The organism is Streptomyces sp. TG1A-60 (assembly GCF_037201975.1).
Classification (GTDB): Bacteria; Actinomycetota; Actinomycetes; order Streptomycetales; family Streptomycetaceae; genus Streptomyces.
In genome coordinates this window covers 3,934,638-3,961,002 of record NZ_CP147520.1, presented here as the reverse complement: position 1 = coordinate 3,961,002, position 26,365 = coordinate 3,934,638, and the positions used below count along the sequence as shown (strand labels likewise).

Here is a 26,365-nt window from a genome sequence, read left to right as displayed (position 1 = left end):
AGCGGAAACGTCAGGCTCTCGGGAGGCTCCGCCATGCGTCGTCCGTACCGTGTTCTCACCCGCGTCGTGGGCGTCGGGTTGCTCGCGGGAGCGGCGGCGGCCTGCGCGGTGGACAAGCCGGGGCACCCGCGCGGCTTCCCCGAGGCCGCCGTCGTCGAGACGGCCCCCGCCACCCCCACCGCCCCGACCGAACCGGCCCTCACCGACGCCCGCGCCCGGAGCGCACTACTGCGCCAGGGGGACCTCGGCGGCGCGTGGTCCGGCACCGAGGGCGCGGCGACCTGGCGGGACGGCCTCCTCAAGGGCCGCACCGACCTCCCCGAGTGCCAGGAACTCCTCGACGCGGTGTACGCCGAGGACCTGCTCGGTGAGCCCCGGGGCGGCACGGCCGTCACGGGCTTCGACGACGAGTACGGCGCCCAGTTGCACTACCGCGTCGGCGCGTACGACATGGCCGACGTCGACGCCCGCCTCGACCGCGTCCGCCGACTCATCGGCAAGTGCCGGGAGTTCACCATCACCGGTCCCCGGGGGCGGGAGTACGGCGCCGAGGTGACCCCCGTCGACCTCCCCGGCACCATCGGCGACGCCCGGCAGGGGCTGCGGCTCGCCGTCGGCGGTGACGGCGCCGCCCTCACCCTCGACCTCGCCGCCGTACGCGTCGGCGACACCGCCGTCCTCCTCACCCACGGTGGCCTCCACGGCATCGACGAGGCCGCCACGCGAGACGCGGCCCAGGCGGGCACCCGACGCCTCCAGAGCCTCCTGAAGGAGGAGCCGAAGGAGCGGGAGGGGGAGCGGGAGCTGCGGGTGCCCTCCGGGGAGGAGACCGCAGAGGGGCCGTCCGCCGACGAAGGCGAGGCCTCAGAGGAGGAGGATTCCTCGGACGAAGGGGACTCCTCCGGTGACGGCGAGGTCGACGGCGACTCCTCCGCGGCCCGGTGGCAGCCTGCCAGCACCTCTGCCTCTCCTCCGACAACCGTGTGACGACGCTCCGCACATCCCCCTCCGACACCCTGCTCTGCACGGCCCCGGCGATGCGGCCCTCGCGGTCGACGAACAGCGTGAAGGGCAGGATCTGCGAATTCACCAGCCCGTCCGGCAGCTTGTGGAACTCCCGTCCGCCGGGGTCGTGCAGGCTCGGGTAGGAGAGGCCGAGGTCCTGCTGGAAGGCGAGGGCGTTCTGCCGGGCGGCGTCGGCGCGGGTCGCGCGACTCGCCGACGATCCGCACGGGGTAGCGGTCGGCGATCCGGGTGCACGCCGGGTCCCCGGCCCGCGCGGCCGGCCGGACGCCGAGAGCGGGGAGGACACCTCCCGGGCCACGAGCACCCCGGCGACCGCCGCCGCGCCCACATCCACCCCTCTCGGGGTGCTCCCCGCCTTCCCGGCGACCGCCTCGGCCCCGGCCGCTGCGGTGGTGGTGTACGTCCCGCCGGGCGCCCGCCCGAGCCGGTCGGGGGACGGGAACTGACGGCGGTTCAGGTCACTGTGCGGACCGGTCCTCAGCCGGAATGCGGACCAGCGCTCAGGCGGGTGGATCCGTCAGTGACTGTTCCGCCCAGATCACCTTGCCGTCGGGCAGGAAGCGGGTGCCCCAGCGCTGGGTGAACTGGGAGATGAGGAAGAGGCCCCGGCCGCCCTCGTCCGTCGTGCGCGGGTGGCGCAGGTGGGGCGCGGTGGCGCCGCCGTCGAAGACCTCGCAGATCAGGGTGCGTTCCAGGATGAGCCGGAGCCGGATGGGCCCGGCGGCGTGCCGGATCGCGTTGGTGACCAGCTCGCTGACGACCAGCTCGGTGGTGAACGCCAGCTCGTCCAGCCCCCAGAGGCCGAGCTGCCGGGCGGTCGTCTTACGGGCCTCGGAGACCAGCGCCGGGTCGGCGGGCAGCTCCCAGGAGGCGACCCGGCGCGCGGGCAGGCGCCGGGTGCGGGCCAGGAGGAGGGCGACGTCGTCGGTGGGGCGGTCCGATGCGAGGGAGTCGAGGACGCGCTGGGCGTGCCGTTCCAGGGAGGGCTCGGGCCGGGCGAGGGCGCGGCACAGCGCCTCCCGGGAGGCATCGGCGAGCAGCCCGTCGGTGTGCAGGGCGATCACCGTGCCCTCGGGCAGTTCCACCTCCAGCGCCTCGAAGGGCTGCCCGTCGACACCGAGGGACGGCCCCTCGGGCAGCGCGGGGAAGGTGACCGTACCGTCGGGGGCGACCAGGGCCGGGGCGAACGGCCCGGCGGTGGCCATGGCGCACGTCCCGGACACCGGGTCGTGGACGGCGTACAGACAGCGTGCCCCGACCGTCTGGACGCTGCCGCCGCCCGGCTCGGGGCCCTCCTGACGCGCCGACTTGGCGACCATGTCGTCGAGGTGGGCGAGCACCTCGTCCGGTGGCAGATCGAGGTCCGCGAGGGTCCGTACGGCCGTACGGAGGCGGCCCATGGCGGCGGCGCCGTCGATGCCGTGGCCCGCGACCTCGCCGACGACGAGGGCGACGCGGGCGCCGGAGAGCGGGATGACGTCGTACCAGTCGCCGCCGAGGCCGGTCAGTTCGTCGGCGGGCCGGTAGCGGACGGCGACCTCGGCCGCGTCCTGATCGGGCAGCCGGCGCGGCAGGAGGCTGCGCTGGAGGACGAGGGCGGCGTCGCGCTCGCGCGTGTACCGGCGGGCGTTGTCGACGCAGACGGCGGCCCGGCCGACCAGCTCCTCGGCGAGGCCCAGGTCCTCCGCGTCGAAGGGGTCCTGCCGGTCGCGCCGGAAGAACGTGGTGATGCCGAGCGTGATGCCGCGCGCCCGCACCGGCACGATCATCACGCTGTGCAGCCGGAGCGCCTCGACGGGAACCGCCCGGCCGCCCGAAAACGCCCTGGCCCACTCCGCCGACATCGGGTCCAGGTGCGGCTCCGCCCACGACCGCCCGCCGACCAGCGCCCGCACCGGGGGCGAGCCGACCGCGTACGAGGCGATCGCGCCGACCTCCACGACGGCCTCCGGCACCCCGGCGTGCACGGACTGCTGGGCGGTCCGCCGCAGTGGCACGGAACCGTCGCCGAGGGGCCCCGGCTCGGCGCCGCGCAGCACCGAGTCCAGCAGGTCCACGGTCACGAAGTCGGCGAGCGCCGGCACCACCACGTCCGCGAGCTCCTGCGCGGTCCGCCGTACGTCGAGGGTCCGGCCGATGTGCTCGCCGGCCCGGTCCAGCAGGGCCAGCCGGGTGCGGGCGCGGTGCCGCTCCGACACGTCCACCACCGTGTAGTACACGCCGATGGGCCGGCCGTGATCGTCCTCCAGCCGCGTGAACGACATCGCGTGCGCGGTCTCGCGGTACGGCGACGACCGCACCCGCCCCACGTGCTCGTAGTCGAGCACCGGCACACCGGTCTCCAGCACCTTCCGCATCTGCGCCTCGATGCGCTCCGCGTCGAGCCCAGGCTGCACCTCCGCGAGTCTGAGCCCCACCCGCTCGTGCGCCCGCCCGCCCCCGAACCGTTCCAACGCCGCGTTCGACCACACGAACCGCAGCTCCGTGTCGACCATCGCGATCCCCACGGGCGACCGCGCCGTCATCCGCTCCAGCACCGCACGACTCATGTCCCACCCGGCCGCTTCGGTGGCATCGGAGACGAGAGCCACCCAGTGGGTGGGGGCGGGGGCGGGCGGCTGGTCTGGTGCGATGTCCTGTGGTGCCGGTGCCGGTGCCGGTGCCGGTGCCGGTGCCGGCGCGGGAGGGCTGTGCCGGGGCGCTGGGCCGCCGGTGTTTCCGGTGGCCGGCCAGGTGCCGACCTCGCGGGCCGCTGAGCGCCCGGCCTCGGGCGAGCCCCCTGCGCTTGCCTCCGCCTCCGCCTCTTCCCCGGTCCCCGCTCTGCTCCCTGCCCAGGGTGGAGCCGTCGGCCGGGACGGGTCCGGGTAGCCGGGGTGCGGGGTGGGCCAGTGGGCGGGGCGGGGGGCGGTGGTCGTGGGGGCCGGCGGGGCCTCGGGGGCCGCCGGGGTGGTCTCGCGGGTCGGGACGACCCGGACCATCACCTTGATGGTGTGGCCGTCGCGGTGGCGGGCGGTGAGGATGCCGGACCAGCCGCCGAAGGCGCGGTGGGACTCGGCCAGCCGGCCGATGCGCTCGTCGTCCTCGTCGACCAGGAGCGTACGGACGCTGCGGCCCAGGATCTCGGCCGCCGGGTACCCGAAGAGCCGCTCGGCGTCCCGGGTCCAACTCGTCACGCACCCGTCCGCGTCGATCAGCAGCGGCGCGGTGTCGGCCACGTCGAAGCGTTGACGGGTGACGGCCCTGTCCCTGTCGGTCCCCACGGCGACCCTCTCTGTCGCTGAGACGCCCTCTGGCCACATTATTCACCTTGTGTGACCGCAAACAGCCCCACTCGTGACGGCGTGCATCACACGACCGCACGCCGCAGCGCGCGCACCGGCCCACTCGCACACCGAACCGGCACGCATCGGGCACGGAACAGACACACGTCGGACACGGAGCCGGCACACGTACGGGATCGCGAACGGCCGGGATCGGGCGGGATCGGGACGAAGCGGACCGCACGAACCGGCGCGAAGTCGCGCACACGACCGCCCCCGCCCCGGGCCTCCCCTGGCCCGCCCACGCCGTCGTACGCCGGTAAGACGCCCCCGTACGCCCCCGCGCTCGGCGTGTCGACGCGACCGCCCCTCCGCGGGAGGGGGTGCGGAGGGGCGGTCGGGTGCTCGGCTGCTCGGCTGTCAGCAGTCGCGGAACTCCGGCGACTGGTTGAGGATCTGCGACCGCGGCGACGTGAACCGGGTATACGTGTCACCGCCGCGCGCCTCCGTCGGGAAGACCGCCACCCGGTGGCAGTTCTGGAAGGCGAGCGCCACCCCGAAGTGCCGCTCCAGGCTCCCCCGGATCGCGTCGCTGGACAGTGCCCGCAGCAGCTGCCCGCGCTCCTTCTCGGACGGCGGCGGGGTCTGGTTGTCCGCGAACTCGGCGGTGCCCGCGCGCAGTTCACCGACGAGGGAGGAGATCAGGTCGTACGCGTACGGCAGCGACGTACGGACCGTTTGCACGAACTCCTCCTCCCGCACCTCGCCGTTCTCGGCATCGGCGAGCAACTGCGGGGAGACGTCGAGCGACATGGATGTTCCTGTTCTGATCAGAAGGAGAGTGCGGAGGGGGAAGCGGACTCGGCGGCGGCCGACTCGGCGGCGTACTCGGTGGCCGCGAACGCCTCCGGCCCGTGACGGAACTCGGGGTCGACCTGGGCGGCGAGATCGTGCCCGGTGGCGTCGTTGGCCCAGGCGGCGGCGTTACGGAGGTGGAATTCGACGGCGTGGCGCTGGAAGGTGGCCCAGTCCTTCGTACGGGCGTCGACGGCAGCCTTCAGCCGGGTCAGCGCATGCAGGTTGTGCGCCTCCAGCTCGCCCTGTTCGCGACCCTGTTCCTGCGCGCGGACGTACGACGACTGCACGCAGTGGGTCAGCAGGTCGTCACCGACGTGTTCCTTGAGGAAGAGCAGGTCGTCCTCGCCGGTGACCTTGTTGCCGACGACGGCGATCGGGATGCCGAACTCGGCGGCGTGTTCCCGGTACTGCCGGTACACGGACACGCTCTTCCGTGTCGGCTCGACCACCAGGAAGGTCATGTCGAACCGGGTGAAGAGCCCGGACGCGAAGGCGTCCGCACCGGCGGTCATGTCGACGACGACGTACTCGCCGGGCCCGTCGACGAGATGGTTGAGGTACAGCTCCACCGCGCCGAGCTTGGAGTGGTAGCAGGCGACCCCGAGGTCGCTCTCGTCGAAGGCGCCGGTGACCATGAGCGGCACACCGGCGACGCGCTCGACGTGCCGGCCGTGGATGTCGTCGTCGCCGAGCAGCCGCAGCAGCCGTGAACCCCGGCCCGGCGGGGTCGTCTTGACCATGGTCTCGCGGGAGACGACGCGCGGGTTCGTGCCCCGCAGATGGTCCTTGATCTCGCCGGTGCGCGAACTCAGCGGCGGCGCCCCGAAGTCGTCGTCCTCGTCGAGGCCGAGCGCGTGCGCGAGGTGCTGGTTGATGTCGCCGTCGATCGCCACCAGCGGTGCGCCCGACCGGGCGAGATGCCGGGCGAAGAGCGCGGAGAGCGTCGTTTTGCCACTGCCGCCCTTGCCTACGAAGGCCACGCGCATGGGCCGTCACCCCGTTCGATGCCGGCGGCACCCTTGACGCCGATAATGAAAATGGATGTCATGAGCTTAGACTTCGGGAGTGCCGGACGGCTTGTCAAATCGGCCCCGAAGCAACTTCCTTGGGGTCAGACAGGAGTCGGGCACCTTTTACCGATCGGCCACCCGGTGTCGGGATTCAGGTGGCGCGCCCATAAGGCCTCCGGACCAGAAGATTCCTTTTGTGGGTCGTATGTGGCAGGTGTGTGTGCCAGGTGTGGTGCTCATGTGTCGGCGTGGCCGCGGAGTCGGGTGCCGACGGGCTTTCCCCCGAGGTTGACAGCCCAAACCCCTTGGGAAACGATGGTCCCCCTGTGGCTCAAGTGACCCCTGAGCCCGCTTTTCTACGACTGCTCACACCCCGGCGCGGCCCCGGCGGCTTCGTGCTGCCCCGCCGCCGCGCCCCGGGCCTCGTACGTTCCGAGTTCGAGAATGGGATCTGCTTTGTCCATAGCGAGACGTGTCATCGTGAGCCGCCTGCTGGGGACGGGTGTGGCCGCACTGGCCCTGTCCGCAGCCGCCTCAGGCTCCGCCTGGGCCACCGGAACGCCCGGCGGCGACGGTTGGGGCAAGAAGACCTACGCCCCCGGCCAGGGTGCGGGCACACCCACCGAGACCGACCGCTGCGAGTTCTCCCTGGACGGCGTGAAGTTCGCCGACTGGGTCAAGCTCGACGAGCAGAGCCTCAAGCCCACCGAGGACGGCAAGGTCCACATCAAGGTCCGCACCGCCCCCGACGCCACGACCTGTACGGTCTCCCTGGCGTCGTACCTGGCCCACGGCCCGACCTTCGCCACCTCCGGCGAGCAGATCTTCATCGACTTCGACACCGTCAAGGTGAAGCGCGGCGCGACGGACTCCCTGGACATCGCGGTCCCGGACGAGGGCTGCTACGCCCAGATCGACCTCTACCGGGGTGCCGTGAAGTTCGACGGCAAGCTCGACGCGAAGGACGGCTTCGAACACGGCGACGTCCCCAAGGGCCCCGACCGCCCCGTCATCAAGGACAAGCTCATCGCGGCCTGGAACGGCGGCACGAAGGACTGCACGACACAGGAGCAGCCGCCGGCGGAGGAGCAGCCCCCGGCCGAGGAGAACCCGCCGGCCGAGGAGCAGCCTCCCGCCGAGGAGAACCCGCCGGCCGAGGAGCAGCCTCCCGCCGAGGAGCAGCCGCCGGCCGAGGAGAACCCCCCGGCCGACGACACTCCGGAGAGCGAGTCGCCCTCGCCTTCCGAGTCCACCCCCGTCGCCCCCTCCCCCAACGGCGGCGGCGACCTGGCCGAAACGGGCGGCGGCAACGCCATCCCGGTCGCCATCGGTGCGGCGGCCCTCGTCGCCGCAGGTGGCGCGATCTTCGTGGTGACCCGACGCCGGAGCGCGGGCGGCACGAGCGCCTGACCCTCTTCGTACGCGCGGCGGGGCCTCTGGAGTACGCACACTCCAGGGGCCCCGCCTTCGTGCGAATGGGCCTGTACCCGCCTCGGCGTGGGCTCCTTCGTCGCCGAGAACCCCACCACCGCGGGCGACGTTCCCACGGGCCGACCGCATCGGCCCGCGAGGCCCCGTGCCGTACTCACGGGCCGGGCCGACATCCCCGGCACATCGCTAACCGACGCGCTGCATCGCCTTCCGGTGCCGTTCCGCCATCGCGGCCCCGGACTCGCGGCGGGCCATCCTGCGCAGGACGGACGGTGCGAGGAGCAGCCCGGCGACCGTCCAGGCACCCAGCACGCCCGCTGTCTCCAGGTGCCGCCAGGACGCGCCGATCTCGGCGGCGACCGCTTCGGCCGGCAGCAACGCGGCCCGGAGACCGAGGCCGAGCCAGTACACGGGGAAGATCTGCCCGATGGTCTGCAGCCACTCGGGCAGCTTCGACAGGGGAAAGTAGATCCCGGAGATCACGACGAGTCCCATCACCGGAAGCATCAGCAAACCGATGGTGCGGGGACTGGTGACGAGTGAGCCGATGACGGCGCCCATCGGCAGGGTCGCCAGGAGACCCAGTGGTACCACCCACACCAGCGTCAGCAACGCTCCGCCGCCCTGCCGGGCAACCCCGTCCACCAGGAACAGGCCCGCGGCGAAGGGGAGTGCCATGGAGACGAGAGCCGTCCCCGACACCATGACGATCTTGCCGACCAGGTGGCCGACCATGCCGTGAGGCACGGCCTTGGCCCGCAGCAGGGTGCCGTCCTCGCGCTCGGTCGCGAGCAACTGCGCCGTGGTCATCAATCCGGTGAACGCGAGCGTCATCCCCACCATGCTCGGCAGCATGAAGGCGCCGAGCGAGATGTCGGCGCCCTTCAGCGGCTCGTCCCCGACCAGGAACAGCGGCAACATGAGCAGAACCGTCCAGAGCGCGTAACCGAACACGTCCTGGCCGGTGGTGAAGGTCTGCCGGAGTTCCGTCCAGCCGCGCCGCACCCCTATTCCCGCCGCGTACCACACCGGACTCATCGCGTTCCCTCCTCGAAGGCGTGTGCCGCCCGCTCATCGGGAACGCTCCCCGCCTCCAGCTCCCGCACCATCGTCAGGTAGGTGTCCTCCAGGCTCGCCCGGCGCACCTCCAGCCCGCCGATCGCCTCGCCGTGCTCCTCGAACAGCCGACGGACGAACCCGGTGGGCTCGGCCGTCGCCTCCTCGAAGGGCCGCCCGTCCCGCGTCCAGCGCACGGTGGCCTCGGCCGATGCCTGCCGGGACAGTTCCTCGGCCGCGCCGTCGGCCACGATCCGGCCACCGGCCAGAATGAGGATCCGGTCGGCGAGCTTCTCCGCCTCGGCGAGGTCGTGCGTGGTCAGCAGAACGGTGGTGTTCTCGTCGGCGAGCCCGCGTACCAGACCGTGGAACTCGTTCCTGGCCTCCGGGTCCAGACCTGCCGTCGGCTCGTCCAGGAACAGCAGCTCGGGTCTGCCCACGATGCCGACGGCCACGTCGAAGCGCCTGCGCTGCCCGCCCGACAGGGTTCCGACCCGTTTGTCCGCCTGTTCGGTCAGCCCCACCGCGGCGATGAGCTCGTCGACGTCCCACGGCCGCCGTACGAGGGCGGTGGAGTACGGCGCGTAGTACGAGCCGAGATGGGCCAGGAGTTCCCGCACCCGCCACTTGCCGTGGTCGCGCCAGGACTGCAACACGATGCCCAGGCGCGCACGCCACCGCTCGTCCCCGCGAGCCGGATCGGTGCCGAGGACGGTCACGTCACCGGCCGAGCGCATCCGGAAGCCTTCCAGGACCTCGATCGTGGTCGTCTTGCCCGCGCCGTTCGGGCCGAGCAGCACGACGACTTCGCCTCGCCGGGCCGTGAAACCGACCCCCTTCAGTACGTCCTGGCTGCGGTAACGCATCCGCAGATCCCGTACGTCGATGACCGTGTCGCTCTCCGGTGGTGGGCTGCCCCCACCCCGGGCAGGGCGTGAGCGGTCGTCATCGGTGTTCCCCCGTCCGTTCGGTGGTCCGTTCTCCGGGGTCAGGAGCCGAAGGCCGCGCCGACGTCCGTGGTCAGGAGACGTTCTACGGCTGTGGCTGCCGTTGCCGCTGGCAGCAGCCGTTCGGGCCCTCCCCGGACGAACACATTACCGAACGGTGCACGGAAGCGTGGCTGAGCACAGAACGTGGTCGACGCGGCTGATAAAGCACTCAACGACTGAGCATCCGACGGGCGCGATACGTACCCCTGGCCGAGTGCACTCAGTACGAAGACCCCGGTACGGAGAAGGCGAACGGAGAACAGGACGTGGTGAGGAAGCTGACGCGGGGTGCCGCGCTGGCTGCGAGCCTGGCCGTCCTGCCGCTGGTGGCGGCGTGCGGCGGTGGTGACGAGGACAAGGCGGCGGGCAGGGCGGCGGACGGGTCCAGCCCCGTGGCCGCGGTCGTGGCGCCGGCCAAGGTGGAGGTGATCGCCCAGCTCACGGGTTGCGAGGTGAAGATCCGGACCGAGGCCGAGGAACTCCGCGAGGGCGTCTGCCACACGGCCGACGGTGACTTCGTCATCACCACCTTTCCCAAGGAGGAGTTGAAGGAGGTCTGGCTGGAGTCCGCCACCATCTACGGCGGCAAGTACCTGGTCGGCCCCCGCTGGGCGATCTCCGCCAAGCCCGCCGTGCTGGATCCGCTGAAGGCCAAGGTCGGCGGCACGATCAGGGACCTGGGTCAGAGGGGCGCTTCGTAGCCGCCGCCGGCGTACGCCTTCGTGTACAACGCATGAGCCCCGCTTCGCACGGAGCGAAGCGGGGCTCATGGGATGGAGCGCTGGGCAGGCCTTGCACCTGCATTTCCCCGCAGGAAGCGGGGCGTCTTTCCTTGGACCACCAACGCAGCGAGTGCTTCCCGGAGTTCCGGTGAGCGGCTCGTGATCAACTATAGCCGGTCTCCGGCGGCACGGCATCCCGGCCCGCCTCGCGCCCGGCACGCTGCCCACGCCCCGGCGGGTGGGGCAGCGTGCGGCCTCGGCAGGTCACCGGGGCAGCGCCTCAGTAGCCCACGCGGAACGTCGCGTCCGCCCGTTCCGTCGCCGTCGAGACGGGGTCGACGCGGAGCAGGTAGTCGCTGTGGCGGAGGTAGCGGGACGGGAAGTTGTACGAGCGGAAGGACGACCAGGAGGAGTCCGCGAGGCCGGCCGTGCGGACGAACGTGGCGTCGGCGGCGAACGTCGAGGTGCCGTCGTTCTGGTCGAGCCGCAGGGCGTAGTTGTAGTGGCGGAGGTAGCGGTCGGGGTAGTTGACCGACTGGAAGGAGACGGCGGAGGAGTCGGCGAGACCCGGTACCAGCTTCCACTGGGAGTCCGGGAACGGATCGAAGGGGTATTCCTCGATGCGGCCCACGAAGTCGCTGTGGCGGACGTAACGGGCCGGGTAGTTGTACGACTTGAGCCGGTTCCAGGCCGGGGCGCCCCACTTGGCGAGCAGGTTGTCGTACTCGGTCGAGGTGATCGGGTGGATGCCGCAGTGCTTGGAGTTGAGCGGCTGGGTGTAGAGCTTCTGGTCGAGGGCCGTCCAGGTGCCGGAGGCCAGGTCGTTGGACTGCCAGACGTAGAAGACGCCGTTGGGGGCGTAGGTGTCGCCCCAGAGGTGCCAGGCGTTGGACGTCAGGGACTTCACCACCGTCGGTGCCTCCGTGCCGCCGTGTGCGACCGGGGTGCTGAACGGGGTGAAGCCGCCCGGGGCGAGGGACGTCGACCGCGCCCCCACGAGCTGCTGGTTTCTCTTGTAGTAGAGGTAGTTGACACCGTTCACGCCGACGGTGAGGTTGCCGTCGATGACGTCGTAGCCGGGGTCGAAGAAGACCTGGGTGCTGAGGGTGGTGCGGAAGTCGGTCGTGTAGCTGACCATGATCACGTTGTGGCCGCTGCTGTTCACCGACGAGTAGAGGACGCCGTACTGGCCGCGCGAGGCGTCCCAGTAGGCCTCCGGGGCCCAGCTGTGGGTGGTGGTCATGTCGTGGAGCTTGAGCAGCCGGTAGCCGGTGAAGGTGCGCAGGTCGGTCGAGTCCCAGACGTGGATGTGCACGCTGTCGCGGTTCCAGTCGGTGCCCTTCAGGTCCGTCGCCAGGACGACGAAGGTGCCGTCCTGCTTGCGCATCACGAAGGGGTCGCGCATGCCGCCGGCGCCGAGGGTCGGGGTGACCACGGGGGCGTTCTGGTTCAGCGGCGTCCAGTTCAGGCCGTCCCGGCTGACGGCCAGGTGGAGGCCGTAGTCGGCCTCCAGCATCGTGTTGGACTCGGTGAAGTAGACCATCGCGTACGCCGAGTCGGCGGCGTGGGCGGTGCCGGCGCCGAGGGTCAGCGCTCCGGTGGCCGCCAGGGGGACGGTGGCCGCCATGCCGAGGAAGAGGCGACGGGAGGGGCCCTGTCTTTGCGAGTCGTTCATGTCCGGCTCCACTTCTGGTTGTTCTGACCGTTGCAGGAATCCGGGTCCGATATGTCGAACAAAGATCGGCTCACCGAACGTATCGGCTGGGCGAAAGTAGAGCCGGGAGGGGTGGAAGTCAACGCTGGTGGCACAGGGGATTCTTGGCAGCGTGTCTCAAGAGAACGCCCAGCGCTGGATCGACAACAGCCGCGGGCGGCTCACCACGAAGTCGGCCAACGAACTCGCCGAGGCGGTACTGGCGACCGGTTCTCTGGACTGGCTGCGCACAGCACTTGGTGAGAAGCGGAGTTGACGTTGTACCGGTGATAGGGGGAGGGCCGGCAAGTCGCTCGACCGGGAGACCCCGGCCGAGCGTCTGTCGTGGTCGTATGCCGTCACGCCGGCTCTGTCATGCCGGCTACTCCGTCGCGGTCGGCCTCCTCGACTTCGTCATCGCCTCGTCCACGTCCCTCAGCGGGCGCAGCCGGTACGTGTACGTGTGGTCGCGGTCGGCGAAGAGCTTGTACTCGTCGTGGGTGTGGGCTCCCCAGCTGTTGTCGCCGCCGACGCCCATCTGGCGGTGGTTGACGCGCAGGACGACGGTGTCGCGGGGGGTGAGGTGGTAGTCGTGGCGCAGGCCGGTCGACAGGTCCTCCGGGGTGAAGAAGGAGGCGTTGACCTCGATCAACGGCTCACCGGAGACCAGCAGGCCCACACCGTCGCGGTCGGTCAGGGCGGCCCAGCGGATGTCGGTCTTGTTGCCGTTCTCCTGGGGGCGGATGTAGCCGGACCACTGGTCGGCGACGGTGCCGGAGTGGAGGCCCACGTCGGTGCCGTTGTTGCGGTCCCAGTGGTTCTCCTCGGGGCCACGGCCGTAGTAGTGCAGGCGGTCGAGGCGGCGGGGGAGGTGGAGCAGGCTGCCCACCTCGGGGATGTACGGGAGTGACGCGGCGCCCGGGTGCAGGGTGTTGTCGACCTTGATCTCGGCGTTGCCGAAGACCGTGTAGGTGGTGGTGTACGTCGACTCGACGGTCGTCGGGAGGGTGCCCTTGACGGTGATCTCGACCGCCCGGTCGCCCAGGGCGCGCGCGGTCACGTCCGTCACCTCGCGGTTCGTGCCCGCGTCGCGCCAGGTCTGGTTGCGGATGTGCTGGCCGTTGCCGTGGTCGTTGTCGGTGGGCGCCCGCCAGAAGTTCGGCACGGGGCCCGAGCTGATCAGCCGGGTGCCGGCCGCCCGGTAGGACGTGATCGTGCCGGTCTTCTTGTCGACGGTGACCGAGAAGCCGTCGCGACCCCGGCCGGTGACCGTGATCTCGTCCGGCCCGTCCTCGTACCTCAGCTTCGGGACCCTCGCCAGTGGTACGGGGGCCACCGCCGGGCTGCCCGCGTCGACGGCCAGTTGCCGCCTGGCCACCTCGAAGCCGGCCCTGGCCCACGGGGTGCGCTCCTTGGTGGTGAAGGAGAGCTGGAGGAAGTACTCGGTGCCGGGTGCCGGGCGGGACGGGAGGCGGAAGGGGACGGTGACGTCCTTGGCGGAGAGGGGCGGGACGTTCAGCTGGGCGGAGGAGAGGCGACCGCGCTGGATCACCTCGCCGTCGGCGATCAGGGACCAACGGGCGTTGAAGGCACGGAGGTTGCTGAAGAGGTACTCGTTGGTGAGGGTGACCGACCGCGACGTCAGGGTGGCGCCGTCCGCGTCCGCGTTCGCGTCGGCGTCGGTGTCGGCCGGTGCCGCGAGGATGGCCTGGTAGATCCGCTTGACCTCGGCCGCCTTGCCGGTGTGGCCCCGGTCCGCCTTGACGATGCCGTCCGCGACGAAGACCCCGTCGTTGGGGTTGTCGCCCCAGTCACCGCCGTACGCGAAGAACCAACGCTCCTTCGCTCGGCGCTCGCTCACCTTCACCGTCGCCGCGTCGAACCAGAACCGCACCCCGTCGTCGCCGGGTCCACGGCTGCCGGACGCCAGTTCCGAGGCGGTCAGCGCCCGCGCGTACACCCGGGCCCGCCGGATCGTGCCGCTGAACTCCCGCGTCGGGTTGTCCGTGTCGGTGCCGAGGGCGAGCGGCGCGGTGTTGACGCCGGGGCGCCGGGTGGTGGTGCGGGTCGCCTTCGCCTCACCGTCGACGTGGAGGGTGACGGTCCCGGCCTCGGCGTCGAAGACACCGGCGACGTGGTGCTCGCGGCCGGTCCAGCCGTCGGCCGGCAGTGCCCAGCTCACGCTGACCCACTGGCCGCCGCCGTGGATGAAGAACTCGATGCTCCGGTTCGACTGCTTCAGCGCGTACTGCGTGTCGCCCTTGGCGATGATCGGTTGGTGGCCGCCGGTGACGTGCGGGGTGACCCATGCCTCCAGCGTCAGGGAGCCGGTGATGTCGAGGGCCGCGTCGCGGGTGAAGCCGGTGGCGCCGGTCAGGCCCTTGTCGCGGCTGAACGTCCCCGCCCCGGTGAGGAGTCGGCCGCGCAGCCCGCTCGGGCCGGCGTCGGTGAACACCTTCAGCCTCGGGACCGGCGTGGTCAGCGACTGGTCGGCGAAGTCCCAGATCCAGCCGCCCTGCAGGACGGGATAACGCCGGATGACGTCCCAGTACTTCTTGAAGTTGCCGTTGGAGTTGCCCATCGCGTGCGAGTACTCGATCATCACGTACGGCCGCGTGTCCGAGGTGTCCCTGGCCCGCTGCTCGACCCGCTGCGGACTGTCGTACATCTCCGAGCGGATCTGGCTGATCGCCGGCCGGTCGTCGCCCTCGTACTGGACGACACGTGTCGGGTCGTACGACTCGATCCAGTCGCGCATGGCGACGAAGGTGGAGCCGCCGCCCGCCTCGTTGCCGAGCGACCACATGACGACGGAGGCGTGGTTCTTGTCGCGGTGCACCATGCTCCGCGCGCGGGCCACGCACGCCGTCGTCCAGTCGGCGTGGTCGCCGGGGTACCTGTCGCGGATGCCGTGCGTTTCGAGGTTCGTCTCGTCGACCAGATAGAGCCCGTACTCGTCCGCCAGCTCGTACCAGAGCGGGTTGTTGGGGTAGTGGGAGGTGCGGACGGAGTTCATGTTGAGCCGCTTGATGATCCCGATGTCCTCGACCATGTCGGCGCGGGTGAGCGCCATGCCCCGGTCCGGGTGCATCTCGTGCCGGTTGGTGCCCCGGAAGGAGACCGGCTGCCCGTTGATGCGCATCAGCCCGTCCTTGATGGCGAACTCGCGCAGGCCGACGCGGTGGGAGAGCGTCTCGACGACCCTGCCGCGCGGGTCGCGCAGGCGGAGTACGGCCGTGTAGAGGGTCGGGTGCTCGGCGGACCAGAGCTCGGGTGAGGGGACGGACTTGGCGGCCTGTACGGTCACGTCCTCGCCGGTGGCCGACGCGCCGACGTCGACGGACCGGACGAGGGGGCGCGACCAGACGGCGTGCCCCCGGTCGTCGTAGAGCTGCGTCTCGACGGAGTACGAGCCCTCGTGTCCGGCCGCGTACGCGCGGACGCTCGCGGTGACGGACAGCTTCGCGGCCGTGTAGCCGTCGCTGAGCGGGGTGTCCAGCTTGAAGTCGCGCAGGTGCACGGCCGGCGTGGAGTAGAGGTATACCGAGCGGAAGATGCCGCTCAGCCGGATCATGTCCTGGTCCTCCAGCCAGTCGCCGTCGGAGTACCGGTACACCTCGACCGCGATCTGGTTCGTCCCCGGCTTGAGGTGCTGGGTGATGTCGTACTCGGCCGGGTCGAACGAGCTCTCGTGATAGCCGACGAGTTCGCCGTTGATCCACACGTAGTGGGCGGACTTGACGCCCTCGAAGTGCAGGAAGGTGCGGCGGTCGCCGGCCGTCCAGTCCTTGGGGAGGCGGAAGGTACGCCGGTACTGGCCGACCGGGTTGTAGCGCGTGGGCGCGGCCGGCGGCTGGGCCTCCTCGCCGAGCCCGTTCGGGCCCCACCACGGGTAGGTGATGTTGACGTAGACGGGGAAGTCGTAGCCGTGCAGCTGCCAGTTGGACGGCACCGGGATGGTGTCCCAGGAGCTGTCGTCGACGTCCGTCCGGTAGAAGTCCTCGTCGCGGTCGTCCGGCCGGTCGACGTAGGCGAACCTCCACTTGCCGTCGAGGCTCAGCCGGTACGGGGAGCGGGTGCGGTCGCCCGCGAGCGCCTGTCTGACGTTCGCGTACGGCATGAGGGTGGTGTGGGGCGGTTCCGCGCCGACCTGGTAGAGCGCGATGTCGCCGGACCACTCGGGGGTGCCGTCGGCCGCCGAGGCCGCTGTCGCCTCGGTGCGGGCGGCGGCGAACGCGGAACCGGAGGGGACGGCCATGGCACCGAGGAGGGCGGCGCCGCCCTCCAGGAGACGGCGGCGGCTCACGAAGGGGCGGGCGGGGGTGCCTGCGGGGGACTGCGGCTGCGGGTGCGGGTGGGGCATGACCGGGCCTTCCTCGACGACAATCGGGTGCACGTACGGAGGAGCGTCGGATGATGTCCGATGTTGTTGAAAAGCCGCGCCTACCCTAGGACTTCGAACAGAGGTGAGCAATGAATCTGTCGGAGTTTGTGCAGTCCTGAGTGGGGGAAGGGGGTGCCATTCGGATATGTCCACGCGGGCGCATGTACACCCGGATCCGGCGGCAACCTCCGCAGGGGTCGGCGGCAACTGCACGGTGACATGAAGACACGTGAAATCCCGCCCCCACCAAGGGAGTTCACCATGCGCACCCGTATCGCGAGACTGCTCACGGTGCTTGTCGCCGTCGTCGCCGTGCTCCTGGCGCCCGGCCTGACGAGTCCGTCGCTGGCGCAGCCGGCCACCGAACGAGCGGTCCAGGCCCGGGATGAGAACTTCGGCGGCGGCGTCGGCGGCGACTGGGCCAGCGCATGGGCCGCGCCTACTTCACCGGCGCCCTCAACCAGGAGAACATCCACATCTATCTCCACGAGGTCGGCCACACCTTCGGCCTCGACGACTTCTACGACTGGTCCCCGACCGGCCAGTGCTGCCTCCTGATGAAGGCGGGCAGCGCGGCCCGGATCACCGAGTTCGACAAGTGGATGTTCCGCGACTTCTGGCGTCACCTGAAGTACCGGTACGGCCTCTGACGACCCTCCCCGGCTGACGGCCGCGGCTGACCACACAGCAGGTCGGCCGCGGCTTCGCCATGGCTGACGTACACGACTGACGTACACGACTGACGTACACGACTGACGTACACGACTGACGTACACGACCGATGTCCATGACAGATGTCATGGCGCCACTGTGAACCTGATCGTCCGCGGGAACGATGTATGGCGCACCGATGCTCGTGACAATTACCTGACGAGGCCCGGGAGTTGACCCGCGGGCCGTCAGAACACCGGGAAAGTCAAAACCATCCGGAACGTCAGGACCATCGGGAAGGTAACTCGCCTTGCGTATCAAGCGTGTCGTCGGAACTGCCCTGGGCACCACCCTGCTGCTCGTCACGGCGGCGCCGGCGGTGTCGGCCGCGCCGAGAGCCGCGGGCACGACCCCGGCCCCCGCCGCCCTGGACCGGGCAGCGCTGCGCGGCACGCTCGACGCGATCCACGAGGCCGGCATGTACGGCACGTACTCGTCGGTCCGGGAGGGCAGGGAGCGCTGGACCGGTGCGTCGGGTCTGGCCGACGTGGACACGGGCCGCGAGGTCACCCCGAACATGCGGCACCGCGTCGGCAGCATCAGCAAGACGTTCACGGCGGTGGCGATCCTGCAACAGGTGGAGCGGGGCCGCGTCCGCCTCGACGCCCCGGTCACGGACTACGTCCCCGAGCTGTTCGACACGTCCGACACCGAGCGGGAGCGCGGCGACGCGATCACCGTGCGCATGCTCCTCAACCACACCAGCGGCATCGGCGACTACATCCTCGGCGCCTTCCCCTCCCTCACCCAGAACTCCACCGCCAGCCTCGACGAGGAGCGCTTCCGGTCCATAGCACCCGAGGAACTGGTGCGGCTGGGCCTGGCGGCCACGCCCACCGGCGCCCCCGGCGGGCCGCACGGCACGTACGCCAACACCAACTACGTCATAGCCGGCCTCATCCTGGAGAAGGTCACGGGCCAGAAGGCGTCGACGTACCTCACGCGCCACGTCATCAACCGCGCCGGCCTGCGTCACACCTCGTTCCCGCGCACCCCCTACATCAAGGGCCCGCACCCCAGGATGTACGAGTCCTTCCACGGTCTCATCGACCCGCCGCGCGACTACAGCGTCTACGACATGTCCTGGGGCTACACGGCGGGCGCGATCGTCTCCACCACCGACGACCTGAACCGCTTCTACCGCAAGCTGCTCGCCGGTGACCTCGTCGGCCGGGACTCCCTCGCCGAGATGCAGCGCACGGTTCCGGTGCAGGTGGCGCCGGGCGCCTTCATCGACTACGGCCTCGGGATCTACACCCTCGACCTCCCCGGCTGCGGGCGTTTCTGGGGCCACGACGGAGCGGTCTTCGGCGCCGGCACCATCAGCCTCACCGGCGCGGACGGCGACCGGCAGCTCTCCATGGGCTGGAACCTGATGAAGTACCAGCGCCCCAACGCGGACGGCACGGCCCTGGAACCGAGCCCGATCGACGCGGCGATCAACGTCCACATCGTCGAGGCGCTCTGCCCGGACCCGGGGACGGAGGCGGGCTTGGCGTCGGGTGCGGGCTCGGTGCCGGGTACGGGTTCGGGGGCGGGGCTGAAGTCCCGGATCGCCGAGGCCGACGCCGGGCGGATCCTCCCCGGCGGCCTGGCGGGCGCGGACCTGTCCACCGGGCCCCACGCGGTGGCCCCGCGCTGACGGCCGAGGACTCCCGACGGGGACGACGGTCCCGCGCTGACCCACCGCCGGCCGGTGGATAGAGAAGGAGGGACGGGGGCATCCCCCCCGAGGGGCTTGTGCAGTCCGTCGTCCGGCGGAAGCCGGGGACGGCGGTGGTCACGGCGCGAGGCGGTCCAGCTCCCGGCCGATCGCCTCGCGCAGCCCGTCGTGGCGCGGCCCGAGCGCGTACCGCTCGTCGCGCCACCGCGTAGGCGGATACAGCCACACCGGCCGGCCGACCCGTTCCGGCGGCTCCCACGCGTACCGGGGCCACACATGCGCGTGCAGAAACGGGTCGGTGTTCCCCAGGATCTCCAGATTGACCCGCCGGAACGCCGGATCCAGCCGCCCGCAGGCCCGCTCGACGGCCTCTGCCAGCCGGTCCATGTCCGCGAGGAACGCCGTCCGCCTGTCCGTCGGCAGCTCCGACAGCCGCCCCACCGCAGGGTCGTCCACGAGCAGCACCGAGTACCCCGGCAGGAACTGCGTGTCCCCGATCACCGCGAACCCGGCCGTCAGTCTCCGCAGCACGGTCGGATTCCCGCCCCGCAGCGCGCTCCCGACCCGATCGGCCCGCCACTCCCCAGCCGCCATGGCCGACGACCCTACAGCCCGCAGGACCCCGTGGGACGCACGTCACTTTTGCATGATCATGCATTAGCATGCATACTCTTCCTATGTCCAAGGTCCTCACCTCTCTTCCGGCCGGCGAGCGCGTCGGCATCGCCTTCTCGGGCGGGCTCGACACCTCGGTCGCGGTCGCGTGGATGCGCGACAAGGGTGCCGTTCCGTGCACCTACACCGCCGACATCGGCCAGTACGACGAGCCCGACATCGCCTCGGTGCCCGGCCGCGCGAAGACCTACGGTGCCGAGGTGGCCCGCCTGGTCGACTGCCGCGCCGCGCTGGTCGAGGAGGGCCTGGCCGCACTGACGTGCGGCGCGTTCCACATCCGCTCGGGCGGGCGGGCGTACTTCAACACCACCCCCCTCGGCCGTGCGGTCACCGGCACGCTGCTGGTCCGGGCGATGCTGGAGGACGACGTCCAGATCTGGGGCGACGGCTCGACCTTCAAGGGCAACGACATCGAGCGGTTCTACCGCTACGGCCTGCTCGCCAACCCGCACCTGAGGATCTACAAGCCCTGGCTGGACGCCGACTTCGTCACCGAGCTCGGCGGGCGCAAGGAGATGTCGGAGTGGCTGGTCGCCCACCGGCTGCCCTACCGGGACAGCACGGAGAAGGCGTACTCCACGGACGCCAACATCTGGGGCGCCACCCATGAGGCCAAGACCCTGGAGCACCTGGACACCGGCGTCGAGACCGTCGAGCCGATCATGGGCGTCCGCTTCTGGGACCCCGAGGTGGACATCGCCACCGAGGACGTCACCATCGGCTTCGACCAGGGCCGGCCGGTGACGGTCAACGGCAAGGAGTTCGCCAGCCCCGTCGACCTGGTGATGGAGACCAACGCCATCGGCGGCCGGCACGGCCTCGGCATGTCCGACCAGATCGAGAACCGCATCATCGAGGCCAAGAGCCGCGGCATCTACGAGGCCCCCGGCATGGCCCTCCTGCACATCGCGTACGAGCGTCTCGTCAACGCCGTCCACAACGAGGACACCCTCGCCCAGTACCACTCCGAGGGCCGTCGCCTCGGCCGGCTGATGTACGAGGGCCGCTGGCTCGACCCGCAGGCCCTGATGATCCGCGAGTCCCTGCAGCGCTGGGTCGGCTCCGCCGTCACCGGCGAGGTCGCCCTGCGGCTGCGGCGCGGCGAGGACTACTCGATCCTCGACACCACCGGCCCCGCCTTCAGCTACCACCCCGACAAGCTGTCCATGGAGCGCACCGAGGACGCCGCCTTCGGCCCCGTCGACCGCATCGGCCAGCTGACCATGCGCAACCTCGACATCGCCGACTCCCGCGCCAAGCTGGAGCAGTATGCCGTCCTCGGCCTCATCGGCACCGGCAGCCCCGCGATCGGCGCCGCCCAGGCCGCCGCGACCGGCCTCATCGGCAGCCTCCCCGAGGGCGGCGCAGAGGCCATCGCCTCCCGCGGCGAGACCACCGGCTCCGACGCCGACAAGCTCCTCGACCGCGCGGCGATGGAGTTCGGCACGGACTGACCGCCGGCCAGGAGCAGAAGGGGCCGGCTCGACACGGTGGGTGTCGGGCCGGCCCCTTCACGTCCGGCCCGGCCCCTCAACGGCTCCCGTCGGCATGCCGCGCCCCGGCACACCGAAGGCACACCCGGCCTGGCCGCTGGGAGCGATCGAACGTGGCAGCACGGGAGTTGGACTGGACCTGGCAGCGAGGATGACCGAGGCAGCCTCTGATGCGGTGATCCACCCGTACAACCGCCTCCGGATCTGCGCGATGCTCAGCTCCGTCGAATCACTCGGCTTCTCCGAGGTGCGCGACGCGCCCGGAGTCAGCGACTCTGTACTGAGCAAGCAGCTGAAGGCCCTTCAGAAAGCCGGCTATCTGACGCTGCGCAAGGAGACCCTCGGCTCCCGTGTCAGGACCTGGCTCGCACTGACACATGCAGGCCGCGAGGCACTGGCGGCCCACCTGAGAGAGCTGCGCCGCATCGCAGAGTCGGCCGACTTCCTGGGTCGCCAAGGGCGCCGTGAACCGTGAGCTCGCCCGCACCCTGTTCATCAGCGAGGCCACGGTCAAGACCCACCTCACGCACCAGTACGCCAAGTTGGGTGTCAACGACCGCGCGACCGCAGTGGCCGCGGCGTACGACCGGGGAATCCCGGGCAATGTGCGGCAGCACTGACCGCGCCGGTTCGGCAGAGCGGTGCTCCTCCAGCGACGTTGATCAGGTCCGTCGGTTGACCGGTCGGCGGTCGGTGCGCGTGCGGGCGTTCGGTCGTCAGCTCACGCACACGACGCCGAGGAGGCACAGGCCCGACGGTGAGGTCGTCGCCGTGTCGGAGCTCGAACCGTCCGACGTGCCCGTGCCCGTGCCCGTGCCCGTGCCCGTGTCCGATCCGGAGCCCGTGCCGCTGCCCGATCCCGATCCCGATCCCGAGCCGGAATCGGAGCCGGTGCTCGTGTCCGTCCCCGTGTCCGTCCCCGCAGCGTCCGAGCCCGTGCTCGGGTCCGTCGAGGAGCCCGCGTTGCCGGTGGCCGGAGGTGTGGTCGTCTCGTCCGCCGGTATGCCGGCGACGGTGTCGGTGAGCGACTTGCCGGCGCCCGAGGAGCCGGTCTGCGCCCGCTGGGCGGACGGCGTCGAGGAGTCGGTACCAGCGGAGCCGGGGTTGTCCGCGCGGTAGTTCGGGAGATCGGCGGCGGAGCGGTCGCGCGAGGTGTTGCCGGCCGGTGACCGCGTGCCGGGCGTGTTCGACGTGCTGCGGGCGTCGTCGGTCTCCGTCGCCGAGGCACGGCCGCGCTGCGAGCCCTGTTCCTTGACGGCGCCCAGGGTCTCGGCGTCCGGCGCCATGGCCGCCTGGGTCCGGTCGGTGGACTGCCGGTCCATCCCCATGACGGTCAGGCCGCCGCCGACCAGCGCGACGGCGGTCGCGACCACGGCCCGGCGCTGGTTCTTCTTCCACCGCGCCAGCTGACGGCGCCGAGCGGCCCGCCCCTGCGACAGCGCCGGAGAGCCCTCCACGTCCAGGCCCACGTCCGCGTCCATGTCCTCGACGCCGGGCGCCTCCCCGGTGCGGGCCCGCAGGCCCTGGTCCCCCGGCCCGGCGGCCTCCATCGCCGTGGCGTGCGGCCCGTCGACTAGCAGCCGCTCGGTCCGCGCGATCTCGTCCCCGTCGAACCCGGCCGTGGGCCCGTCGACCGCGAACTCGTCGAAGCCCGGTCCGTCAAGGTCCGGTCCGTCGAAACCCCGCCCGTCGAACAGTGGCCGACCGGCCATCGATCCACCGGCCGGTGAGCCACCCGCCAGTGAGCCGTCGTACCAACCACCGCCCGTGACGGCGGCACCGTACTCCCACGTCGCCGCAGGCACCGTCGGCACGACCGGCAGCGTCGGTGTCTCCGAGGGTGCCGACGGCATCGGGAACATCGCCGACCCGGTGGCCGCGACGGCGTGGCCGTCGACCGTGGCCGGGGCTATGTCGGGGGCGTAGGCGCCGCAGCCGGGGCACACGAGGGCGCCGTTGAGATGTCGGCGACATGAGGAGCAGTAGTCCATCGAGGTCTTTCCTGTGTCGGCATGCCGTCGACCCGCCGGGCCGCGGCCCGGTCTCGTCACGTTCGCACGTGGGATCGAGCGGATCGAGCGCTCAGCAACGCTAACGAGCCATTCTCAGGGCCGCGTGCAGGCTGTGTGACGCTCCTGCGCGGATTCCCCGGGGACTTGGGGCCGGTTCCGCAGGGATGTGCGGGCATGTGTTTGGGCCGTGCTCGTAGCCCGTTGGGTCGAATTCCCCGTCAGGAGGCAACCCGGCCAAACGATTACCAGTCTCATAGGTTGCTCACAGGGAGGGCGGAGAGAGTCCGGCCCGGCCCGAGGCGTGTGGGGTGCGCCTGTTCGGTCGGCCGTTCGGTCGTCGTCCGTGGGCTGTCCAGTCCGCTGCCACTGACCATGGCACTCGCAGACGAGGAACCGATGACCAGCAACACGACCAGCCCGAGCAACGATCCGGGGACCGAGGGGACGGCGGGGAGGACGGCCGACGGGACGGCCGACGGGACGACCGACCGGGCGACCGGTCAGGGCCTGCGCAGACGTCTGAAGCGCCCCGGCCTCGCCGCCCTGGCGTCGCTCACCGTCGTGGCCGCCATGGCCGGTGCCGCACCCGGCGCCGGTGCCGCGCCCGCCGCGACGCCCGGGAAGCCGCAGCTCAAGTTGATCGCGGCCACGAACTCCGTGACGCTCACCCGCTACGAGTGGTCCGAGGGCGTCCAACTGGACCTCGGGACGTACATCTCGGTCGACAACGCGCCCCTGGAGTTCCAGGTGAAGCGGAAGTCGTACAAGGACCCGATCGTCGCCAAGCAGATCCTCCGCGACGGCAGGACCACGAAGACGAGGACGCTGCCCAAGGGGCTGGTCGACGACTTCTCCGGGCTGCCCGGCTTTCTGGAGGTCTCGGTCAGGAACACGGCCGGCGACGAGGTGGCCACGAGCGAGGGGACCTTCTGCCCGAACAACGCCTCGGGCCGGATCCGCCCGGACGCCCCGGCGACCAACCACTATCCGCAGAGCTGCTCCACCAACCCGTGGACGCTGGGCTCGGTGTGGGGCATTCCGAAGGGCTGGGCGACCAACACCACCTCGTGGGACTACGACAGGTCGGTGGACCTGCCGGTCGGCGAGTACACCGCCCGGGTGGGCGTGGCGAAGAAGTACCGCGACCTGTTCGGCATGCCCGACGACCGGCCCACCATCAAGGTGACCGTGCGGGACGAGCCCGTGGAGGAGGGCGGCGGCGAGGGCCTGACCGCCTCCAGGTCGTCGTCCTCCGCGCACCACGGCGGCGGCCACGGCGGCCACACCGCGCAGCCGGATCCGGCGTCCGGCCGGGCGGCGCACGACGGGCACCACTACGGCCCGCGCGGCGCCGACGCCCCGACACCGCCCGCCCTCTCCCACGCCCTCGCGGACCGGGGCCTCGCCGACCACCTGGGCGACGGCCCCGGCCACACCGACGGCTCCCGTATCGCGCCCGCGCTGAAGCCCGCCGCCAAGCGGCCCACCGGCAAGGCTGGCGCCCCCGCGGGCGTGCCCAAGCCGGACCTGCGGTCGCTGCCCGCCTGGGACATCTCCATCACCGACGGCGAGGACGGCGACGTCCCCGGCAAGGACTACCTCGCCTTCAGCGCGAACGTCTGGAACGCGGGCCCCGCGCCCCTCGTCGTCGACGGCTTCCGCAAGCCCGGCGCGGACCTGATGGACGCGTACCAGTACTTCTACGACGCACGCGGCAAGCAGGTCGGCTACGCGCCCACCGGCACCATGGAGTGGGACCCGCGCATCGGCCACGAGCACTGGCACTTCACGGACTTCGCCAGCTACCGCCTGCTCAGCGAGGACCAGACCAAGGAGGTGCGCTCCGGCAAGGAGGCGTTCTGCCTGGCCAACACCGACGCCATCGACTACACGGTGAAGAACGCCAACTGGCACCCGGAGAACACCGACCTGTCCACCGCCTGCGGCGAGGAGAGCTCCATCTCCGTACGTGAGGTCCTCGACGTCGGCTCCGGCGACACGTACACCCAGTACCGTCCCGGCCAGTCCTTCGACATCACCGACCTGCCGAACGGCACGTACCACATCCAGGTCATCGCCAACCCCGAGAACCGTCTGCAGGAGACCAACCACAAGAACAACGTGGCCCTCCGCAAGGTGATCCTGGGCGGCGAGCCGGGTGCCCGCACGGTCCAGGTACCGCCGCACGAGCTGATCGACGCGCCGTAACGGACCGGGCGCGGGCCCCGGCACGGCGTAAGGCCCCCGGGTCATGGACCTGGGGGCCCGTCGGAGCGCGACCCGCTCAGTGGGACCGGCGGGCGTTGAGCCGGGCGGCCTGGCGGGTCAGGTGGTCCCGTTCGGCGAGGTCGGCGGCCTTTCGGGCCGCCTCGGCGTACAGCCGTGCCGCCGTCGTCGGGGCTCCGTCGCGCTCGTGGAGGTACGCCGCCACCGCCGTGTGGCGGGGCAGCGAGTCGTCCAGTGCCGCGAGCGCCGCCAGGCCGGCGCGCGGCCCGTCGGCCTCGCCGACGGCCACCGCGCGGTTGCGCCGTGGCCGCGTGCACAGCGGGGACGGAGCCGGCCACGGGTTCTCGACATCCCCGCACGGGGATTTTTTCGGCCCCCCTGCGAGGGGCCCGGCCTCCCGGCCGGGCCCCGGTCGCGTCACCGTGCGTCAGGTCCAGCTGTGCGCCACGTCGACCACGAGGCGGTCGGGGAGCTGGAGGACGCGGAAGGGGAGGCGGGCGCGGACGCCGACGCCTGTCTGGGTCTGGCCCTCGAAGCTGCCGGCGAAGCGGGTGTCCCGGAAGGTGCGGTAGCCGGTGAGGTTCACGCCGGGCAGGGGCTCGGCCACGACCGCCGGGTAGGCGACGCCGCCGGTCTCCGGGTCGTAGCTCGGCGCGGCGACCCGGACCTCGAGGATGGCGCCCCCGCCGACGGGGATGTGGTCGCCCGAGCCGACCTGGTGGAGCCGGTCGACGTACCGGACGTAGTGGCCGATGTGGTCGCCGCCGCCGGGGACGTCGAACACGATGCGGTCGAAGCAGTCGTGCCGGCCGGTCCTGACGTCCGCCAGCGGTACGGCGCCGACGTCGGGGCTGCCCTTGGCGAGGCTGCCCCAGCCCGTCGGGCAGGCCGCGGCGGCCCGCGCGGCGCCTCCCGGCGCGGCGCTCGCGGTGGCCGCCGCCGTCCCGATCGCGGTCCCCGCGAGTGCGAGTGCCGCCAACGCGGCTCCGATTCGTCTCATGTCGTCCCCCTTGGTGACGTAGCGCTGCCGTAGCGCTGGTATCGGGTGAGACGACCGGGTATGGCGGATGGTTGTACCGCCGGGGGCCGCGGAATGTCCCGGGAATGATCCGGATCCCTGTGCGGTGACTCCTCGGCGCGGTGGCGGGCGTGCTCG

At 71.4% G+C, this 26,365-nt stretch carries 17 protein-coding genes and 4 pseudogenes; 10 read left to right on the top strand and 11 right to left on the bottom strand.

The genetic code is table 11. The features are described 5' to 3' along the window. Window positions 1-33: 33 nt before the first annotated feature. Entirely contained in the window at window positions 34-987 is a 954-nt protein-coding gene (locus tag WBG99_RS16935) for a hypothetical protein (protein WP_338897109.1), read from the top strand. A gap of 539 nt (window positions 988-1,526) precedes the next feature. Here WBG99_RS16935 and WBG99_RS16930 read toward each other — a convergent pair. From WBG99_RS16930 to WBG99_RS16920, 3 genes are all read right to left on the bottom strand, one after another. Then, window positions 1,527-4,286, bottom strand: a complete 2,760-nt coding sequence (locus tag WBG99_RS16930) for a SpoIIE family protein phosphatase (RefSeq protein WP_338897108.1) — start codon at window positions 4,284-4,286, stop codon at window positions 1,527-1,529. A 420-nt stretch (window positions 4,287-4,706) separates the two neighbouring features. Beyond that, on the bottom strand, window positions 4,707-5,099 hold the full coding sequence (locus tag WBG99_RS16925) for an SCO5389 family protein (RefSeq protein WP_338897107.1): 393 nt from the start codon (window positions 5,097-5,099) through the stop codon (window positions 4,707-4,709). A gap of 17 nt (window positions 5,100-5,116) precedes the next feature. Continuing rightward, entirely contained in the window at window positions 5,117-6,130 is a 1,014-nt protein-coding gene (locus tag WBG99_RS16920; RefSeq protein ID WP_338897106.1) for an ATP-binding protein, read from the bottom strand. Between the two features lie 480 nt (window positions 6,131-6,610). On the opposite strand from WBG99_RS16920, the gene WBG99_RS16915 reads away from it, so the two are divergent. Continuing rightward, entirely contained in the window at window positions 6,611-7,564 is a 954-nt protein-coding gene (locus WBG99_RS16915; RefSeq protein WP_338897105.1) for an LAETG motif-containing sortase-dependent surface protein, read from the top strand. Between the two features lie 207 nt (window positions 7,565-7,771). On the opposite strand, the gene WBG99_RS16910 is transcribed toward WBG99_RS16915, so the two are convergent. Next, the gene (locus WBG99_RS16910) at window positions 7,772-8,623 is read right to left on the bottom strand and encodes an ABC transporter permease (RefSeq protein ID WP_338897104.1); all 852 of its coding nucleotides are present in this window, start codon (window positions 8,621-8,623) and stop codon (window positions 7,772-7,774) included. Next, window positions 8,620-9,507 carry an ABC transporter ATP-binding protein gene (locus tag WBG99_RS16905; RefSeq protein WP_338897103.1) on the bottom strand — a complete coding sequence of 296 codons (888 nt, stop codon included), beginning with the start codon at window positions 9,505-9,507 and terminating at the stop codon, window positions 8,620-8,622. The genes WBG99_RS16910 and WBG99_RS16905 overlap by 4 nt, the downstream gene beginning before the upstream one ends. Window positions 9,508-9,896: 389 nt before the next feature. On the opposite strand from WBG99_RS16905, the gene WBG99_RS16900 reads away from it, so the two are divergent. Then, entirely contained in the window at window positions 9,897-10,331 is a 435-nt protein-coding gene (locus WBG99_RS16900; protein WP_338897102.1) for a hypothetical protein, read from the top strand. Between the two features lie 301 nt (window positions 10,332-10,632). Here WBG99_RS16900 and WBG99_RS16895 read toward each other — a convergent pair whose 3' ends face one another. Next, window positions 10,633-12,027, bottom strand: a complete 1,395-nt coding sequence (locus WBG99_RS16895; RefSeq protein WP_338897101.1) for a glycoside hydrolase family 43 protein — start codon at window positions 12,025-12,027, stop codon at window positions 10,633-10,635. Between the two features lie 160 nt (window positions 12,028-12,187). Here WBG99_RS16895 and WBG99_RS16890 point away from each other — a divergent pair. Continuing rightward, window positions 12,188-12,322 (top strand): annotated as a pseudogene (locus WBG99_RS16890) (HAD family hydrolase); the annotation flags it as partial. Between the two features lie 105 nt (window positions 12,323-12,427). Here the strand turns inward: WBG99_RS16890 and WBG99_RS16885 are convergent. Further along, on the bottom strand, window positions 12,428-16,408 hold the full coding sequence (locus tag WBG99_RS16885) for a glycoside hydrolase family 2 TIM barrel-domain containing protein (RefSeq protein WP_338897100.1): 3,981 nt from the start codon (window positions 16,406-16,408) through the stop codon (window positions 12,428-12,430). Window positions 16,409-16,822: 414 nt separating this feature from the next. On the opposite strand from WBG99_RS16885, the pseudogene WBG99_RS16880 reads away from it, so the two are divergent. After that, window positions 16,823-17,079 (top strand): annotated as a pseudogene (locus WBG99_RS16880) (hypothetical protein); the annotation flags it as partial. 311 nt (window positions 17,080-17,390) lie between these two features. Next, window positions 17,391-18,782, top strand: coding sequence for a serine hydrolase domain-containing protein (locus WBG99_RS16875; protein WP_338897099.1), 1,392 nt, complete (start codon window positions 17,391-17,393; stop codon window positions 18,780-18,782). Between the two features lie 138 nt (window positions 18,783-18,920). On the opposite strand, the gene WBG99_RS16870 is transcribed toward WBG99_RS16875, so the two are convergent. Further along, window positions 18,921-19,397, bottom strand: a complete 477-nt coding sequence (locus WBG99_RS16870; RefSeq protein WP_338897098.1) for a diadenosine tetraphosphate hydrolase — start codon at window positions 19,395-19,397, stop codon at window positions 18,921-18,923. Window positions 19,398-19,480: 83 nt separating this feature from the next. On the opposite strand from WBG99_RS16870, the gene argG reads away from it, so the two are divergent. From argG to WBG99_RS16855, 3 genes and pseudogenes are all read left to right on the top strand, one after another. Beyond that, window positions 19,481-20,932, top strand: coding sequence for an argininosuccinate synthase (gene argG / locus WBG99_RS16865; RefSeq protein WP_338900367.1), 1,452 nt, complete (start codon window positions 19,481-19,483; stop codon window positions 20,930-20,932). Window positions 20,933-21,122: 190 nt separating this feature from the next. Then, entirely contained in the window at window positions 21,123-21,446 is a 324-nt protein-coding gene (locus WBG99_RS16860; protein ID WP_338897097.1) for a transcriptional regulator, read from the top strand. Beyond that, window positions 21,415-21,591 (top strand): annotated as a pseudogene (locus WBG99_RS16855) (helix-turn-helix transcriptional regulator); the annotation flags it as partial. The gene WBG99_RS16860 and the pseudogene WBG99_RS16855, both read left to right, overlap by 32 nt. A 96-nt stretch (window positions 21,592-21,687) precedes the next feature. On the opposite strand, the gene WBG99_RS16850 reads toward WBG99_RS16855, so the two are convergent. Beyond that, complete coding sequence (locus WBG99_RS16850) at window positions 21,688-22,962, bottom strand: hypothetical protein (protein WP_338897095.1); 1,275 nt, start codon at window positions 22,960-22,962, stop codon at window positions 21,688-21,690. Window positions 22,963-23,379: 417 nt separating this feature from the next. Here WBG99_RS16850 and WBG99_RS16845 point away from each other — a divergent pair, with 417 nt between their 5' ends. Beyond that, on the top strand, window positions 23,380-25,191 hold the full coding sequence (locus WBG99_RS16845) for a lysyl oxidase family protein (RefSeq protein WP_338897094.1): 1,812 nt from the start codon (window positions 23,380-23,382) through the stop codon (window positions 25,189-25,191). 76 nt (window positions 25,192-25,267) lie between these two features. On the opposite strand, the pseudogene WBG99_RS16840 reads toward WBG99_RS16845, so the two are convergent. Together WBG99_RS16840 and WBG99_RS16835 are read right to left on the bottom strand one after the other, a co-directional pair. Next, a pseudogene (locus WBG99_RS16840) lies at window positions 25,268-25,507 on the bottom strand (RNA polymerase subunit sigma-24); the annotation flags it as partial. 129 nt (window positions 25,508-25,636) lie between these two features. After that, window positions 25,637-26,209: a hypothetical protein gene (locus WBG99_RS16835; RefSeq protein ID WP_338897093.1), complete on the bottom strand. Its 573-nt coding sequence runs from the start codon at window positions 26,207-26,209 to the stop codon at window positions 25,637-25,639. Window positions 26,210-26,365 lie beyond the last annotated feature (156 nt).